Below are 16,904 nucleotides of genomic sequence, written 5' to 3'. Positions count from 1 at the left end.
CGCCCTATGTCAAAAATTCTGTTACAGGCTCTCCGCTTCTCTGAGCCACAGCGCGGACACTGCGTCCGACGGCATACGCCAGTCGCCGCGCGGCGAAAGCGTTACGGTGCCGACCTTCGGGCCATCCGGCAGGCAGGAGCGCTTGAACTGCTGCGTAAAGAAGCGGCGCATAAAGGTCGTCAGCCACTTCTTGATGGTCGCGTCGTCATACACGCCCTCGAAGGTCTTGTGTGCAGCACGGAAGATCTTGCGCGGCGGATAGCCGAAACGCAGCATATAATACAGGAAAAAGTCGTGCAGCTCATACGGGCCGACCAGGTCCTCGGTCTTCTGGCTGATCTCGCCGTCCTTCGGCGGCAGCAGCTCGGGCGATACCGGGGTATCGAGCACATCCTGCAAAACGTCGGACAGCTCGCCGAGCGTGCGGTCTGCCTCATAGGCAACAAGGTAGCGCACCAGCGTTTTCGGGATAGAGCCGTTCACGCCGTACATGCTCATGTGGTCGCCGTTGTAGGTCGCCCAGCCGAGCGCCAGCTCGGACAGGTCGCCCGTGCCGACCACCATGCCGCCGTTCTTGTTGGCAAGATTCATCAGCACCAGCGTGCGCATGCGCGCCTGACCGTTCTCAAAGGTGACAGACAGATCGTCCTTGGACTGGCCGATGTCCATGAAATGCTGATCGACCGCCGCCTTGATATCCACGGTCTTGAGCGTAACGCCGTAGGCTTCCGCCAGCTTTTCTGCGTTGCCCTTGGTGCGGGCGGTCGTGCCGAAGCACGGCATGGTGACAGCCAGAATGCCCTTGCGGTCGAGTTCGAGCATATCAAACGCATGTACGAGCACGATGAGCGCGAGTGTAGAATCCAGTCCGCCGGACAGGCCGACGACCGCCGTTTTCGCGTGCGTATGGCGCAGACGGGTCGCCAGACCGGTTGCCTGAAGCGTGAGAATCTCCTCACAGCGCTCGTCGCGCAGTGCCTTGTTCGCCGGAACGAACGGCGTGCGTGGGAATGTACGGTCAGCAAGGTCGTTCTCCACCGGCTCGAGCGAGAACGAGAACACGCCGCCCTCGATAGACTCGAACGTGTTCATACGCTGACGCTCGTGCGCCAGACGCTGGAGGTCGATATCCGCGTAAATGATGCCCTGCGTGAACATTTTGCTCTCGGCCAGCAGTGCGCCGTTCTCCGCGATGAGGTCGTGACCCGCGAACACAAGATCCTGCGTGGACTCACCGAAACCGGCATCTGCATACAGGTACGCACACAGCAGTCGGCCGGACTGCTGACGAACAAGGTCGCGGCGGTAGCCTGCCTTGCCAATGATCTCATCCGAAGCAGACAGGTTGACGATAATGTGCGCGCCCATCTGCGCCAGCGTAGTAGACGGCGGATTCGGCACCCACAGATCCTCGCAAATTTCTACGCCGAAGGTGAACAGCGGCTGCTCATCGCACTGAAAAATGCTGTCGGTCACAATCGGTACATAGCGCGGCTCACCGGCTGTATCAGTAAGCGTTACGCTCTCGATCGAACCCAACGCATCTGCCGATACGAAATGGCGCTGCTCGTAGAACTCGGAGTAGTTCGGAAGATGGGTTTTCGGCACGAATGCCAGCACGTCACCGGCGTTTACGACAGCAGCCATATTGTACAACTTACCGCGCACGCGCAGCGGCAGACCGACTACGATGACAGCCGCAAGCTCTGCGGTCTCGCGGCAGACGGTACCAAGCGCCTGCATCGCGCCCTCAAGCAGCGTTTCCTGCAAAAACAGGTCGCCGCAGGTATAGCCGGTCAGGCACAGCTCAGGGAACGTGATGAGCTTCGCGCCTTTGGCAGCGGCCTCCTTCGCCAGCTTTACGATCTCAGAGGTATTATATGCACAGTCCGCGACGTGCAGATCAGGCGTTGCCGCGGCAATTTTGATAAATCCATCTCGCATCGGTGATGCTCCTTCCAGTGGAATAGTCCAGATAGAGTTAGTATACCTCTTTTTGCGCGTTTACGCAAGGGAAATGCCCTCAGAAGAAAACTTGTGCACCCACAAGACTGGGTACGCGAAGCGCGCAAGCGGTATGTTGTTTCCGAGCGAAGAGTTACCGCCTGCGGGCGGCGGGAGTTCGTCGTACCCACGGCGTGGGGGCAAAAGGGTAGACACCTACGGTTTCTACCCTCTTGACTCCCGTTTCCCTTTATTTCTTAATCTGACGCAGACCAGAGACCGGCGACCGCTTCGAAACGGGGAACGGCAGAGGAGCTTTTCTACCGTAGGGGCGCACAGTGTGCGCCCATTTCTCTACCTATACGCAGTGTCAGATACCATTCTGCTACACATATCGGCTACTCCACGCAGGCGCGACATACCCGTGTCGCGCAACTCGTTTATCTGGATATTACGGACGGCACCTACGAATTGCATTTGTCCATGTTATTCATTCGTACATATGGTGGGCGAAAACGAATCGCAAAACGAAAAAATGGAGAATGAAACCATTTCATTCTCCATTTTCCATTACTTACCGATCGACAACCGGAATCTCGGACTCATCCTTTTCATCCAGATGCTTCAGATAATGCTTTGTCTCTGCCGCGATCACGCCGGAGAGCAGCAGCACAGCGATCAGGTTCGGGATGGCCATGAATGCATTCAGCACGTCCGCAATAGTCCACACAAGGTCGAGCGCAAGCACGGGTGCACACACAACGACCGCGATAAACAGCACCTTATACGGCAGAATCGCCTTTTTGCCGAGCAGATACTCGGCGGCACGCTCGCCGTAGTACGACCATCCGAGGATGGTGGAGTACGCGAACGTAATGATGCTGATCATCAAAATCAGCGGACCGATATACGGAATCTGTGCGAATGCTGCGGTGGTCATCTGACCGCCGTTTGCCATGTTTTCCACGCTGACCGCCGGATTTTTCATCATCGAGGAGATGAGCACCAGACCGGTCATCAGGCACACGACAACCGTCGTCCAGAAGGTGCCGGTCGCAGAAACGAGCGCCTGCCGCACCGGATTGCGCGTCTGTGCCGCGCTGGCAACCAGCGGCGCCGAACCCATGCCGGACTCATTCGAGAACAGGCCGCGTGCCACGCCGTACTGCAGCGCCAGACGGATGCCGCCGCCGACCAGTCCGCCGGTCACGGCGCCCGGCTTGAACGCCAGCACAAAAATGGCCTTGAGAGCCGGCAGCAGAAAATCGTAGTTGGCGCATAGAATAACGATGCAGCCGACCACATAGAACAGCGCCATCAGCGGCACCAGTTTTTCGCACACAACTGCAATGGATTCAATGCCGCCAATAATGATAATCGCGGTGATAATGCCGAAAATAATGCCGATTGCGATACGCGGCAGGCTGATGGGAAGGTTGGTCTCCAGCACCTCGGCAATCGCATTGATCTGCGTGCCGCAGCCGATGCCGAACGAGGCGAGCATGGCGAACAGCGCAAACAGCACCGCCATCACCTTGCCGAACTTCTTCCACTTGAGTCCGCGCTCAAGCGCGTACATCGCACCGCCCATCATGCGGCCGTCCGCGGTCTGCACGCGGTACTTGACCGCGATCAGGCTCTCCGCGTACTTTGTGGCAATGCCGAACACGCCGGTCAGCCAGCACCACAGCACAGCACCCGGTCCGCCGAGATAGATGGCCGTGCCGACACCGATGATGTTGCCCGTGCCGATGGTCGATGCGAGTGCAGTCGTCAGCGCCTGAAACTGACTGACGTCACCCGGTGAATCCGGGTCCTTTGTCACCGACAGGCGGATGCCGGTTAAGGTCTTGCGCTGGATGAAGCCCGTGCGGAACGTCATAAAAATATGCGTACCGCACAGCAGCACCAGCATGGGCAGACCCCAGATCCAGCTGTCGATTTTGTTCATTAATGCAACAAATACTTCCATGTATCCGATTCCTTCCTCACTTTTCTTCTCTTGCGGACAAGAGAAGGCGCTTACCCGCCATTTTTTGTTCGGATAAGCGTCGCAGGCTTATATTATATCGAATTTTCCGGAAATATGCAAGCATATTCGTGCGTATTCGACACTTTTCCGACATTTGACGGGATATTGCGCGTTCTCCTATCGTATGCTATAATCGTATCGAATTAAAAACTATCGAGGTGTTCCCTATGAACTCTGTGAATTATAAACGGCTGGAAAAGAGCCTGACCGACGTCATCCAGGAAGCACAGCTCAAGATTGGCTACGACCACCACCCGATCACGCTGTATTATCCCACGGAATCCGTGGCGCGTCTGCTCGGCACACCGGAGGAGGACGCGGACAACACCGAGCATGCGCTCGCTTCCCTTTCCGCGCACACCGCCGACACACTTGGCGCAATCGAAGTCACCCGCGATGACAAGCGCTTCTGCTTCCACATTTCCGCAGAAGGCACACAGTATGTGCATGAACAGCTGCCGGATCCCGCGTTTCTGCGTGCATTTCTGCAGGTAATGCGCGGTCTGACGGTCAGCTTTGACGATATTCTTGCGGTGTTCCATCAGTTTTCCAACAAGGTACACTGTGAGAAGCTCGAGGGCAACGAGGAGTTTGACTACCTCGTATACTTCGAGGACGGCACTCCGGACAGCTACCGCTACTGCATCAAGCTGGATGATGACGGTGACGCCGTCTATCACCGCTTTACGCCGGAGGATTATGCGGCGTTTGGGTTCTAAATCCCCATATAAGCATGAAAAAAGGACGCTCAAAGAGCGTCCTTTCTGTTTTGCAGTTTTACTGAGCGGCTTCAGTATCAGCCGTCTGGGTCTCGTCCGTCGAGGACTGGCTGTCGGTCGCGGACTGGTCTTCGCTCTGCGCGTCCTCAGTCTGCGCATTGCCGTCATCATCCGATGTATCGCTGTTCAGAACAGTCTGCACGTCAGCCGGCAGATAGTCCTTAGTGTTATCATAGGTGATCTCGTCGTAAGCATCGGTGGTCTGGATGTCAGCCTCGTCGATCCACTGCTGCATCATCTCGTCGATCGAGCCGGCAGTGCCCTTTTCGGAAGCAACAGCTGCGATGATCGCGTCGCGCATGTTCTCGAACTCATCCTGATTCAGCTCACAGCGCTTGATGATATGGTAGCCGTACTGGCTCTTGACCAGGCCGGAAACTTCGCCTTCCTGCAGAGCCTTGGCAGCGTTGTAGAACTCGTCTACCATCTGACCCTCGGTGAAGGTATAGCCCTTGGCATACTGTGCTTCGCCTGCATCCTCGTTCTTCTCGGTCAGCAGCGCGTCAAAGTCCTCGCCGTTGTTCAGGCGATCCAGAACAGCCTGTGCTTCCTTCTTTGCTTCCTCATCGGTGCGGGTGGTCTCGCCGGTGGACGGATTCTTAGTCAGAATGAGGATGTGCTTTGCAGTGATGTAGTTGTCATCAAAATACTTCTGCAGCTCGTCATCACTCGGAACATTTACGCCGTTCTCACCGAAGTAGTAATTCTTCAGCACCTGTGCGCATGCGCTGACATACTGGTAGTTATTGTAGTTGTCCATGTCAAAGCCAATCGAAGCCAGGCGCTGCAGATAAGCGTCCTCGCCGCCGAGCTGCTCCGCATTCTGCTTGTTTGCCGTAACAATGTTCTTCTTCTGGCTGTACGACAGGGACAGGCCCAGCTCATCCATCTTCTGCTTAACGATATGGATCAAAGCGACCTGCTGCTTTGCGGACTCCTTTGCGGCATCGCCGAATGTAGATGCCATATTCTTCTCAGAGAGGCCGTACATAGAGTACATCTGCTGATAATTGATGATCTGGCTCATCATATAGCTTGCATACTCATCTGCGTGGATTTCCTCACCGTTGACCGTCATAACGACCGGTGCATCGCTTTTCAGCTCCTGATAATCCACCACAAAGGTGGATGCGCCGTATGCAGTTGCGCTCATAACGACAGCCAGCATAACGACCAGCGCAACGATGCGCTGCACTAACTTGCTCATATTACTATGCTCCCTTTTCTGTATTTTACGAACGCTATCAGTATAACACTATTTCGGAACAGGCACAAGCGAAAACACAGAAACATCACAAATTTCGCTGCCCGCTGGGGACGGCGTACCACGCCGCGGGGGCAAAAGGGTAGACACCTGCGGTTTCTACCCTCTTGACTCCCGTTTCCCTTTGTTTCTTAACCCGGCGCAGACCGGAGACCGGAGACCGCTTCGAGAAGGAGAACGGCAGTCAGGTTACTCTTGCGTATCTTTCGTGAAATATTCGCGGTTCACAGATAGCTTACTGCTACACAGGCGGTTTACTCTCCGCAGACGCGACACGAGGTGAATTGCCCGAAAGGCAAGAGAAGGTCCCCTGGGGGATACCCGTGTCGCGCAACTCATTGGCCTGGCAGCTACAGACAGCACCTACGAATTTCATCTGATGATAAATGTTATACCGTAGGGTGCGCCGACTCGGCGCACCTTTTCTAACGAAAAAACACCCGTAAAATGCAAAAATGGAGAATGAAAACCATCTGGTCAATTCTCCATTTTCCATTCTCAATTACTGCAAACAAAAAGAGAACCGCTTCCGCGGTTCTCTTTGTTCATTTCGCGTCAAACCCTTGACAGATAACCTCAAACAGCGCATTGATACGCTCATAGCGTCCCTTGAGGTACAGCCAGCCGAACAGCGCCTCGAGTGCGGTCGCGTAGGCATACTCTGCCACGGAGGCCGACTTCGGCACGGATTTCGGCTTTGCGTTGCGTCCGTGACGCAGAACGGTCTGCTCGTCTTCATCGAGCATAGGCTGAATGCGCTTTACCGCTTCCGCCTGCGCGGACGCACGAACGAGCTGGATCGTACGGCTGTGCAGGTTTTTCGCGGTCTGAGTGCCGCCGCACGCCAGATGCGTGCGCACGAGTATCTCATAAACAGCGTCGCCCACATGGGCGAGTGCAAGACTCGTCATGCGGGCGATCGCAGCGTCATCCAGCACAGGGTGCAGATGATCGGTCATTACTTGTCCTCAGCAGCTTTTGCTTCAGCGGCCTGCTTTGCAGCCTCAGCCTTAGCCTTGGCAGCAGCAGCCTGCTTAGCCTGCATTTCCTTGAACTTGGCTTTCTCTTCCTCGGTCGGAACCGGCTCGATGCAGCCCTTCGGGCAAACCTTGGTGCACATCTTGCAGTTCTTGCACTTGTCGTAGTCGATCTTGGCAACGCCGTCTACTACGTGAATTGCATCGAACTTACAGGTCTTCTCGCACATCTTACAGCCGATACAGCCGTTGGAGCAAACCTTCATAACCTCCGGGCCCTTGTCCTTGTTCACGCAGTTAACGTGAACCTTCTTGACCTCGGATACCAGGTTGATGATCTTCTTCGGGCAGGTGGAAACACACTTGCCGCAGGCAACACACTTGTCGGTATCAACCTTTGCAACGCCGTCCACGATGTGGATTGCGTCAAACGCACAGGCCTTTACGCAGGAGCCGAGACCCATGCAGCCAAAGGAGCAAGCCTTCGGGCCGCTTGCTACACGCATTGCAGCGTTGCAGTCCTGCAGACCCTCGTAGTTTGCCTTATCCTTTGCGTTGCAGCCGCCGTTGCAGTAAACGTGTGCAACCTGACGGTCGCCGGCAGCAACCTCAACGCCGAGTACCTTTGCGACCTTCTCAGCCGCAGCAGCACCGCCGACCGGGCAGCCGTTTACCGGCGCACGGCCCTCTACGATTGCAGCAGCCAGACCATCACAGCCCGGGAAGCCGCAGCCGCCGCAGTTAGCACCCGGCAGGCACTCACGTACCAGCGGGATGCGCTCGTCAACCTCTACGGCGAAAACCTTAGCGGCTACGCCGAGCAGGATTGCGAAAACGATACCCATGATGAACAGTACCGCTACCGCGTAAATAACATTTTGCATATCCATTTCTTGTGTCCTCCCTTACCAAATCGACAGGCCGGAGAAGCCCATGAAGGACATAGCCAGCAGCGCTGCTGCAACCAGCGAGATCGGGAAGCCTTCAAAGCACTTCGGGCACTTGGAAGTAGCGTCCAGACGCTCACGGATGGAAGCGAACAGCACGATTGCCAGCGTGTAGCCGACACCGGCTGCAACGCCGTATACCAGAGAGCCGATGAAAGAATAGCTGTTGGAAATGTTGGTCTTAGCTGCGCCAAGTACCGCACAGTTGGTGGTGATCAGCGGCAGGAAGATACCGAGCGCAGAGTACAGCGACGGCATAGCCTTCTTCATGAACATCTCGACGAACTGAACCAGCGTTGCAATTACGAGAATGAACGCGATGGTCTGCATATAACCCAGACCCAGAGGTTCGAGAATGAAGTACTGTACAGCCCAGGATGCTGCGGAAGCGATCGCCATAACGAAGATAACCGCCATGCCCATGCCGAGCGCGGTGTCGGTCTTCTTGGATACGCCGAAGAACGAACAGCAGCCGAGGAACTGAACGAGAATGTAGTTGTTGACCAGGATTGCCGCAATTGCGAGCGACAGGATATCGGTCAAACCCATAGAGGCAGGTAAATTAAACACTTACTTGTCCTCCTTTCGAGCCATGATCTTCTGGATCGCAGCCAGGATGAAGCCCATCATGAGGAAGCCGCCGGCCGGCAGGATCATCATGACCATCGGGTTGGAGTTGAAGAACGGAACTGCGATGCCGTTAACACCGTTAACGTAACCGGACAGGATGGTGCCTGCGCCGAGCAGCTCACGGAAGAAGCCCATGAGTACCAGAGCGAAGGTGAAGCCCAGACCCATTACAACACCGTCGAGTGCGGACGGCAGAACCTTGTTCTTGGAAGCATACGCCTCGGCACGGCCGAGGATGATGCAGTTTACTACGATCAGCGGCAGGAACAGACCAAGGGACGATGCCAGCGACGGCAGGAATGCCTGCATGGACAGGTCGATCATGGTTACGAAGGTTGCGATGATCGTGATGAATGCTGCGATACGGATCTTATCCGGGATAATTCTGCGCATCGCGGAAATAACGATATTGGAGCAGATGAGAACGACGGTAGCCGCCGCGCCCATGCCGATCGCATTCTGCAGAGAAGTGGTGGTTGCCAGCGTCGGGCAAAGACCGATCGTCTGCATGAAAACCGGGTTATCGAGGATAACGCCCGATTTCAGCTGTTCAGAAAATTTCATAGTGGCTTTTCCTCCTTAACCCAGAGTAGCGACATATGCTGCCGCAGTATTAACGCCGTCGGTTACAGCACGGGAGGTGATGGTAGCGCCGGTGATCGCATTGATCGTGCCGCCGTCCTTGGTCACCTTGAGCTGACCGTCAGCAGTCTGACCTGCAAACTGGGTGATCCAGTTCGGGTCTGCCTGGCTCTTCGCACCGAGGCCCGGGGTCTCAGCGTGAGAGGTTACCTTTGCGCCTGCAACGGTGCCGTCCGCGTTGATGCCGACGATCATCGTCAGGTTGCCGCCGAAGCCCTTCGGCTCTACCTGTACGCAGTAGCCGATCTCTTCGCCGTCCTTGGTTGCCTTGTAAACGCCGTCAATCTGAGCAGCGGTACGGCCTGCCGGCAGGGTTACGCCAGCGGCTGCAACGTCCTCAGCGGACAGTGCGGTGCCGAGATCCTCGAAATCAGCGTCCGGGATGATCTCTGCCATTGCTGCGTTGCGGGTTTCGATACCGTTCTGGGTGATCTTATCCGCGGTTACGCCGTTGATAACGCCCAGCAGCAGTGCACAGATGAACGTGATGAGGCCCAGTACGACGACAAGCTGTACGATGCCGCCTTCCTTTTTGCTGTTATCCATGATTTACTGCGCCTCCTTCTTAGCCTTGTCAAGCTGATAGCCGAACTTGCGCGGATGGGTCTTCTTGTCGATTGCCCAAACCAGCGTGTTCATGATCAGAATGGAGTAGGATACGCCCTCCGGCAGACCGCCGAAGTAGCGGATGAATACCGTCAGCAGACCGCAGCCAACGCCGAAGATGATCTGGCCCTTCGGGGTAACCGGGCTGGTAACGTAGTCGGTAGCCATGAAGATCGCGCCGAGCATCAGGCCGCCGGACAGTACCTGGCTGAGCATCCACTGTACGCGGGAAACATCGCCGGACAGCGGGAACAGGAAGGTGATGACAGCAACAGTAAGGATGTAAGCTGCCGGAATGTTGATGGTGATAACCTTGCGCCACAGCAGGTAAACGCCGCCTGCCAGCAGAGCCAGCGCGGAGGTCTCACCGATAACGCCGCCGGTCTGGCCGAGCAGCATCTCCAGCAGGCCGGTATCAGCCGGTACAGCACCGGTCTTAAGGGTAGCCAGCGGAGTTGCGGTGGAGATTGCGTCGGTAACGGTTACGTTGCCGAACAGCGGCAGGTTTGCATGCGGAGCAGTCCAGGTGGTCATGAAACCGGCCCAGGATGCCATCATGAACGCACGGGCACCGAGTGCCGGGTTCATAAAGTTCTTGCCGATACCGCCGAACAGCATCTTAACAACGATGATGCCGAACAGAGCACCGAAAGCGCTCAGCCACAGCGGAGCTGCAACCGGAATGTTGAATGCGATAAGTACGCCCGTAACCAGGCAGGACAGGTCGCCTACGGTGTTCGGGTGATGAACGATTTTGTTGTAAATGGTCTCAAACACAAGGCTTGCCACCATTGCGATAACAACATGGATCAGCGCACGAGCGCCGAAGGTGTAAACTGCAACCGCCAGTGCCGGAACAAGTGCGATGAGCACATCGAGCATAAGGCTCCGGGTGTCATCATCCGCCTTGATATGCGGCGAGGAGGTTACGACTACTTTGCTAAGATCATAAGCCATTTTCGTTTTCCTCCTTACTTGTTCTCTGCGGGCTTTTCAGCCTCTGCCTTTGCAGCAGCCTCCGCCTCGGCCTTTTTCTTCTCAGCCTCAGCCTTGGCGCGCTCTGCAGCACGCTTAGCCTGGATCTTGCCCTTGGTCAGACGGAACTGTGCAACCAGCGGGATACGAGCCGGGCAGACATAAGCGCAGGAGCCGCACTCGATGCAGTCCATCATGCCGCAGTCAACGGCGTTGTCCAGATCCTCCTGCTTGCCGTATACATTCATGTAGATCGGCAGGAGATGCATCGGGCAGGCGTTGATGCACTTGCCGCAGCGGATACACTGGGGATCCTTAACGCGCTTATCCTCATTGCCTGCAAAGGCGAGGAATGCGTTGGTGCCCTTGACAACCGGGGCATCCAGAGAGAACTGGGCGTTGCCCATCATCGGGCCGCCGGCAAGGAGCTTGTTCGGAGCTTCCTTGAAGCCGCCGCAGGCATCGATCAGCTTTTCGATCGGGGTGCCGATGCGTGCTTCGAGGTTCTTCGGCTCGGCAACAGCGGAACCGGAGATGGTAACGATACGGCGGATGACCGGCATGCCGGTGGTGAAGCGGCGGTAAACCGCACCTGCGGTATCTACGTTGAATACCGCGCAGCCGGCGTCTGCCGGCAGCTTGCCGGACGGAACTTCACGGCCAGTGCAGGCATTGATCAGCTGCTTCTCAGCGCCCTGCGGGTACTTGCAGGCCAGCGGATACAGCTTGAGGCGGGAATCGTCCGCGATCAGCTCCTCGATCTTGGCGAAGGTATCCTTCTTGTTTTCCTCGATCGCAATGATTGCGGTCTGTACGCCCATGATGTCGGCCAGCATCTTCAGGCCGCCGATGGTCTCTTCCGGACGCTCGAGCAGCAGGCGATGGTCGGACGTGATGTACGGCTCACACTCTGCAGCGTTGATGATGACCGTGTCGCACTTGCCGATACCGGACTGAATCTTGACATGGGTCGGGAAGGTTGCACCGCCATGGCCGACGATACCGGCAGAACGGATGCACTCGATACGCTCCTCATTGCTCATGGAAGCGAAGTCGTAGGGATGCACGGACTCGTGCTTGCGGTCCTCGCCATCATTTTCAATTACGATGGACAGAACCTTGCTGCCGTTCGGATGCAGGCGAGGCTCGATTGCCTTTACCTTACCGGAAACGGTAGCATGGACAGGAGCGCTGACAAAGCCGCCGGCTTCCGCGATAGGCTGTCCCAGGTCCACGGTGTCGCCAACCGAAACGATCGGCTTTGCCGGTGCGCCGATGTGCATGGAAACCGGCAGGATTACCTCATCAGGCAATGCCAGCTTCTCGATCGGCTTGGTGTTTGTCGCGGATTTATAGCCCGGGTCTGCGTGAGTACCCGGGTGTATGCCGCCACGGAACGAATACGCCATTTCTTTCACCTCTCTAATATTTTGCGCAAGAAGAACCGGACGCGCGCCCGGCTTCCTCTTCTTCAGAAATTGGCTGGCTACGCATGAAGCATAGCCTTACAGTATAGATTATACTGGTTTTTGTACAGTATTGGCAAGACCAAAAGCAAAAAAAAATCGAATAAAATACAGGGAAACTTTGTACATCTTGTTAAGTCTATCATTTTTATCCGCTTTTTCTTTGTGAATAACGCTCGGGTTCGGTCAGTTTAGACGGATGCAGGTATTCTCTTTCCGGCTTGCATTTTTCGCAAAACCGGCTGAAATGCGCGCAAAATGCGAAGTTTTGCCCTCTGCCTTTTGTGCACATTTTTCGTATACCGCTATTGACTTTCCCGTTCTTCGGTTATAATATGAATACATGAACATATGAGCAATCGTTCATATGTAATTGACTATCACCGACAGGAGGCGATCCGAAATGGCAGACGAACACAAGCATGAGGATACCTTATTAAATGAAGAAGTGCATGAGCACGAACATCATCATCACGAACACGATGAAGATGAATGCGATTGCGGCTGCGGGCATCATCACCACCATGACGAGGATGAGGAGCACGAGCATCATCATCACCACGGCGATGACTGCGGCTGCGGCTGCGGTCACCATCACCACCACGATGAGGATGAGGAGCACGAGCATCACCATCATCATCACGACGATGACTGCGGCTGCGGTCACCATCATCACCACGACGAGGATGAGGAGCACGAGCATCACCATCATCACCACGATGACGAGGATGAGGAGCACGAACATCACCACCATCACCACGATGACGATGACTGCGACTGCGGCTGCGGTCACCATCACCACCACGATGAGGACGAAGAGCACGAGCACCACCATCATCATGACGATGACTGCGACTGCGGCTGCGGACACCATCATCACCACGATGAGGACGAGGAGCACGAGCACCACCACCATCATCATGACGATGACTGCGACTGCGGCTGCGGACACCATCATCACCACGATGAGGACGAGGAGCACGAGCACCACCACCATCATCATGACGATGACTGCGACTGCGGCTGCGGTCACCATCACCATCACGATGAGGACGCGGAGCACGAGCATCACCATCACGAGCACGCCGCCGGCGCGCACAGCGTCAAGCGCGTTTACATGCTGCAGAATGTCGGCTGCGCACACTGCGCGGCAAAAATGGAGCAGCGCATCAGCGAACTCGAGGGCGTGGAGGACTGCGTTCTCGTATTTGAGACCAAGCAGCTGCGCGTAACCGGCGAAAATCCGGATGCGCTCCTGCCTGAAATCCGCAAAATCTGCTCCAGCATTGAAAGTGAAGCCAAGGTCATTGCACCCAAACCCAAGCACTACGGCAAGGACGGTCAGCGCGTTTACACGCTCGAAAACCTCGGCTGTGCGCACTGTGCCGCGAAAATGCAGCACCAGATCAGCCAGCTCGACGGTATCGATGACTGCGTACTGGTTTATGAGACCAAGCAGCTGCGTGTCAAGGGTGACAATCCTGATGCACTGCTCCCCGAAATCCGTAAAATCTGCTCAAATATCGAGAGTGACGTCAAGGTAATCGCTCCCGAGGAGGAAAAGGAAGAGAGCAGCAGCCATCCGCTTGCCGAAATGCTCATCGGTGCAGCGCTGTTCGTTGCCGGTCTGCTCATTCCGGTCATGGCTGTCAAGCTGGTGCTGCTCATCGCGGCTTACCTGCTGCTCGGCCGCCATGTCCTGCTGACGGCTGTCAAGAACATCGGCCGCGGTCAGGTATTTGACGAAAACTTCCTGATGGCCGTTGCAACCATCGGTGCATGGGCGGTCGGCTCGTTCGACGAGGCTGTCGGCGTTATGCTGTTCTACCGAGTCGGCGAATACTTTGAGGATCGTGCGGTTGACCGTTCGCGCAAGCAGATCATGGACGCGATCGACCTGCGTCCCGAGACGGTAAATCTGGTCAAGGACAACGGCAAAATCGAGGTTATTCCGGCCGAGGACGCACAGGAGGGCGACATTGTTCTGGTACGCCCGGGCGACCGCGTTCCGCTGGACGGCGAGGTTGTCGAAGGCGAAAGCCGTCTGGATACCTCGGCTGTTACCGGTGAGCCGGTTCCGGTTCGTGTCGCTGCCGGCGACAAGGCAACCTCCGGCTGTGTCAACACCGACGGCGCGATCAAGCTGCGTGTCACCCACATTCTCGCTGAGAGCATGGTACAGCGCATTCTCGACAGCGTGGAGAATGCAGCGGCCCGCAAGCCGAAGATCGACCGCTTTATCACCCGTTTCTCCCGCGTTTACACCCCGGCAGTTGTTGCAATCGCTCTGCTGACCGCCATTATCCCGAGCCTTGTTACCGGCGAGTGGCACAAGTGGGTCTACACCGCGATGACCTTCCTTGTAATTTCCTGCCCGTGCGCACTGGTGCTCAGCGTACCGCTGACCTACTTCTCCGGCATCGGCGCAGGCTCCAGACGCGGTATCCTGTTCAAGGGCGGCGCTTCTCTGGAAGCACTGAATAACGTTAAGACCATTGTTATGGATAAGACCGGCACCATCACCAAGGGCAACTTTGTGGTACAGAAGGTCGTTCCGGCGCAGGGCGTTCCGCTCGATGAGAATGAGCTTCTGTGGCTGGCTGCCGCCTGTGAAGGCGCTTCCACCCACCCAATCGCCAAGTCCATCATCAACTCCTACGAGGAGCGCAAAGCGTCCGCGGCAAAGGCCGGCGACTTTTCTCTTGTTGCCGTTGGTGCAACGGTTGAGAACATCCGCGAACAGGCCGGCGAAGGCGTTTTCGCCGAGCTTGAAGGCAAAACTATACTCTGCGGCAACGTAAAGCTGATGGAGCGCAATCATATCGACCTTTCCGGCTACCACGGCACCCCGGGCAGCACGGAAGTGCTGCTGGCGATGGACGGTCACTTCCTCGGTCATGTTGACATTTCCGATACCATCAAGGCAGATGCCAAATCCGCAATCAGCCGCATGAAGGCGCAGGGACTCACCACCGCCATGCTGACCGGTGACGGTCAGGCCAGTGCGGACGCGGTTGCGCAGGAAGTCGGCATTGACGAAGTGCGTGCCCGCCTGCTCCCGCAGGATAAGCTGTCGGCGCTGACCGATATCCGCGAGAAGCGCGGTGCGGTTATGTTCGTCGGTGACGGCATCAACGATGCTCCCGTACTCGCCGGTGCAGATGTCGGCGCGGCAATGGGCAGCGGCGCAGACGCGGCAATCGAGGCCGCAGATGTGGTGTTCATGAAGGCCGACCTGACTTCCATCCCGATCTCGGTCAAGATCGCCCGCAAGGCGAATATCGTCTCCAAGGAGAACATCGTGTTTGCACTCGCGATCAAGATCCTCGTTATGATCCTCGGTCTGTTCGGTATCGCATCCATGTGGCTGGCCGTATTCGCCGATACCGGCGTGGCTATGCTGTGCGTGCTCAATTCGATCCGCATGCTGTATATGAAGACCGAATAACACATACTCTTTGCACCTCTTATATAGAAAGGCTCCCGTTCCGGTTGGAATGGGAGCCTTTTGTATACCATATAGTCTGTGCTGATACGCAGGGTTTCCGCCTGAAAGGCGAACGGAACTCGCCTGCGCAACGGTTACTTATGAAAAACATACTCTTTTCTGAAAGTCCTCGGCGCCATACCAACCGCCTTTGAAAACTGCGCATTGAAATGGCTCGGGTTGTCATACCCCACCTGCGATGCAATCCGCGTTACCGGCAAATCAGTTGTGATGAGCAGCGTCTGCGCTTCGCCAATCCTGCGGCGCAGAACATACTGCAGCGGCGAATATCCGGTCACTTCCTTGCAAATATGCGCCAGATAGTACGGACTGACGTGCAGCGCATCCGCCATCTGCTGCAGAGAAAATTCGTCCGCAAAATGCTTGTCGATGTAATCCTTGATACGCTGTGCAAAGGCATTGCCGCTGTGCGTGCTGCCCTCGGCTGCGGTCGCGCGGAACTGCTGCACGAGCGTCAGGATCGCAAGCAGAAGATGATGTGCACCGTCGTCGTTGCCCTCGGTCAGCTCATCGTAAAGTACGTCGTACAGATGCTCCAGCCGCACGGTCTGCGGCTCGGTCAGGCGGCACACCGGACACGAATCCTCCGCGATCAGCGTATTTTCGCGCAGTCCGGGCACAGCCAGTCCGCCAAGCGCCAGACTCGAGGTTGCCACCGGCCGATCCGGTCCGGACGGCTCATCGTGCACGACGCGGCTGTTGAAGATGAACAGATCGCCGCGGCGTGCCTCATACGGCGTGCCGCCGACAAAATAGCGGCTCTCGCCGCCTCGCACGAGTACAATTTCCACTAAATCGTCATGCGCGTGCATAACACGCGGATGCGCCGACGCCTTCTCATCTGTGCGGCTGACCGAAAACAGACGCGGCATCTGCGTCAGGCCGAATGGCGCTTCATATTCCTTTTTCACAAAGCATTGAATCATAAAAACGCTCCTTTTCCCTCAATTCCGCGGCAAAAGCGCCTTTCTGCGGTGGAAATAGTATCCGCGAAAAACCAGCCGGTCGGGATAGCAATCCGGATACCGACCTCACCGACCGGCCCTGCCAGCGCAAACCAGATCAAGCCTTTGGCGATACTGCTTTTTGTCAGATCGCGGTACATATAATCAGATAAACTTATTATAGCGCTCC

13 protein-coding genes are annotated in these 16,904 nt (G+C 56.2%); 2 read left to right on the top strand and 11 right to left on the bottom strand.

Translation table 11 applies throughout. The features are described from left to right. Window positions 1-21 precede the first annotated feature (21 nt). Both DWZ82_RS00235 and DWZ82_RS00230 read right to left on the bottom strand, forming a co-directional pair. Window positions 22-1,944 carry an NAD(+) synthase gene (locus DWZ82_RS00235; protein ID WP_118477963.1) on the bottom strand — a complete coding sequence of 641 codons (1,923 nt, stop codon included), beginning with the start codon at window positions 1,942-1,944 and terminating at the stop codon, window positions 22-24. A 574-nt stretch (window positions 1,945-2,518) separates the two neighbouring features. Next, window positions 2,519-3,916: an alanine/glycine:cation symporter family protein gene (locus DWZ82_RS00230; protein ID WP_118477961.1), complete on the bottom strand. Its 1,398-nt coding sequence runs from the start codon at window positions 3,914-3,916 to the stop codon at window positions 2,519-2,521. A gap of 227 nt (window positions 3,917-4,143) precedes the next feature. On the opposite strand from DWZ82_RS00230, the gene DWZ82_RS00225 reads away from it, so the two are divergent. After that, window positions 4,144-4,695 carry a DUF3877 family protein gene (locus tag DWZ82_RS00225; protein WP_118477959.1) on the top strand — a complete coding sequence of 184 codons (552 nt, stop codon included), beginning with the start codon at window positions 4,144-4,146 and terminating at the stop codon, window positions 4,693-4,695. Window positions 4,696-4,753: 58 nt separating this feature from the next. Here DWZ82_RS00225 and DWZ82_RS00220 read toward each other — a convergent pair whose 3' ends face one another. The 8 genes from DWZ82_RS00220 to rsxC form a co-directional block, all read right to left on the bottom strand. Continuing rightward, complete coding sequence (locus tag DWZ82_RS00220; protein ID WP_118477957.1) at window positions 4,754-5,962, bottom strand: peptidylprolyl isomerase; 1,209 nt, start codon at window positions 5,960-5,962, stop codon at window positions 4,754-4,756. 602 nt (window positions 5,963-6,564) lie between these two features. Then, window positions 6,565-6,978 carry a Mini-ribonuclease 3 gene (locus tag DWZ82_RS00215; protein ID WP_118477955.1) on the bottom strand — a complete coding sequence of 138 codons (414 nt, stop codon included), beginning with the start codon at window positions 6,976-6,978 and terminating at the stop codon, window positions 6,565-6,567. Continuing rightward, window positions 6,978-7,886: an RnfABCDGE type electron transport complex subunit B gene (locus DWZ82_RS00210; protein WP_117488130.1), complete on the bottom strand. Its 909-nt coding sequence runs from the start codon at window positions 7,884-7,886 to the stop codon at window positions 6,978-6,980. The genes DWZ82_RS00215 and DWZ82_RS00210 overlap by 1 nt, the downstream gene beginning before the upstream one ends. 15 nt (window positions 7,887-7,901) lie before the next feature. After that, window positions 7,902-8,492 (bottom strand): electron transport complex subunit RsxA, encoded by a 591-nt coding sequence (gene rsxA / locus DWZ82_RS00205; RefSeq protein ID WP_110435485.1) that lies wholly within the window; start codon window positions 8,490-8,492, stop codon window positions 7,902-7,904. A 21-nt stretch (window positions 8,493-8,513) separates the two neighbouring features. Further along, window positions 8,514-9,137 carry an electron transport complex subunit RsxE gene (rsxE, locus tag DWZ82_RS00200; protein ID WP_118477953.1) on the bottom strand — a complete coding sequence of 208 codons (624 nt, stop codon included), beginning with the start codon at window positions 9,135-9,137 and terminating at the stop codon, window positions 8,514-8,516. Between the two features lie 15 nt (window positions 9,138-9,152). Next, window positions 9,153-9,761 carry an RnfABCDGE type electron transport complex subunit G gene (locus DWZ82_RS00195; protein ID WP_118477951.1) on the bottom strand — a complete coding sequence of 203 codons (609 nt, stop codon included), beginning with the start codon at window positions 9,759-9,761 and terminating at the stop codon, window positions 9,153-9,155. A gap of 3 nt (window positions 9,762-9,764) precedes the next feature. After that, window positions 9,765-10,778, bottom strand: coding sequence for an RnfABCDGE type electron transport complex subunit D (locus DWZ82_RS00190; RefSeq protein WP_110435488.1), 1,014 nt, complete (start codon window positions 10,776-10,778; stop codon window positions 9,765-9,767). Between the two features lie 14 nt (window positions 10,779-10,792). Beyond that, window positions 10,793-12,205 (bottom strand): electron transport complex subunit RsxC, encoded by a 1,413-nt coding sequence (gene rsxC / locus DWZ82_RS00185; RefSeq protein WP_118477949.1) that lies wholly within the window; start codon window positions 12,203-12,205, stop codon window positions 10,793-10,795. A 460-nt stretch (window positions 12,206-12,665) separates the two neighbouring features. On the opposite strand from rsxC, the gene DWZ82_RS00180 reads away from it, so the two are divergent. Further along, window positions 12,666-15,710 carry a heavy metal translocating P-type ATPase gene (locus tag DWZ82_RS00180; protein ID WP_118477947.1) on the top strand — a complete coding sequence of 1,015 codons (3,045 nt, stop codon included), beginning with the start codon at window positions 12,666-12,668 and terminating at the stop codon, window positions 15,708-15,710. Between the two features lie 134 nt (window positions 15,711-15,844). On the opposite strand, the gene DWZ82_RS00175 is transcribed toward DWZ82_RS00180, so the two are convergent. Further along, window positions 15,845-16,696, bottom strand: coding sequence for a helix-turn-helix transcriptional regulator (locus DWZ82_RS00175; protein WP_117491843.1), 852 nt, complete (start codon window positions 16,694-16,696; stop codon window positions 15,845-15,847). Window positions 16,697-16,904: the final 208 nt, after the last annotated feature.

This window comes from Butyricicoccus sp. AF35-5AC, assembly GCF_003477715.1.
GTDB classification, from domain to species: domain Bacteria; phylum Bacillota; class Clostridia; order Oscillospirales; family Butyricicoccaceae; genus Agathobaculum; species Agathobaculum butyriciproducens.
Note: the sequence above shows the minus strand (reverse complement) of the source record. Positions and strands in the feature narration are given on the sequence as shown.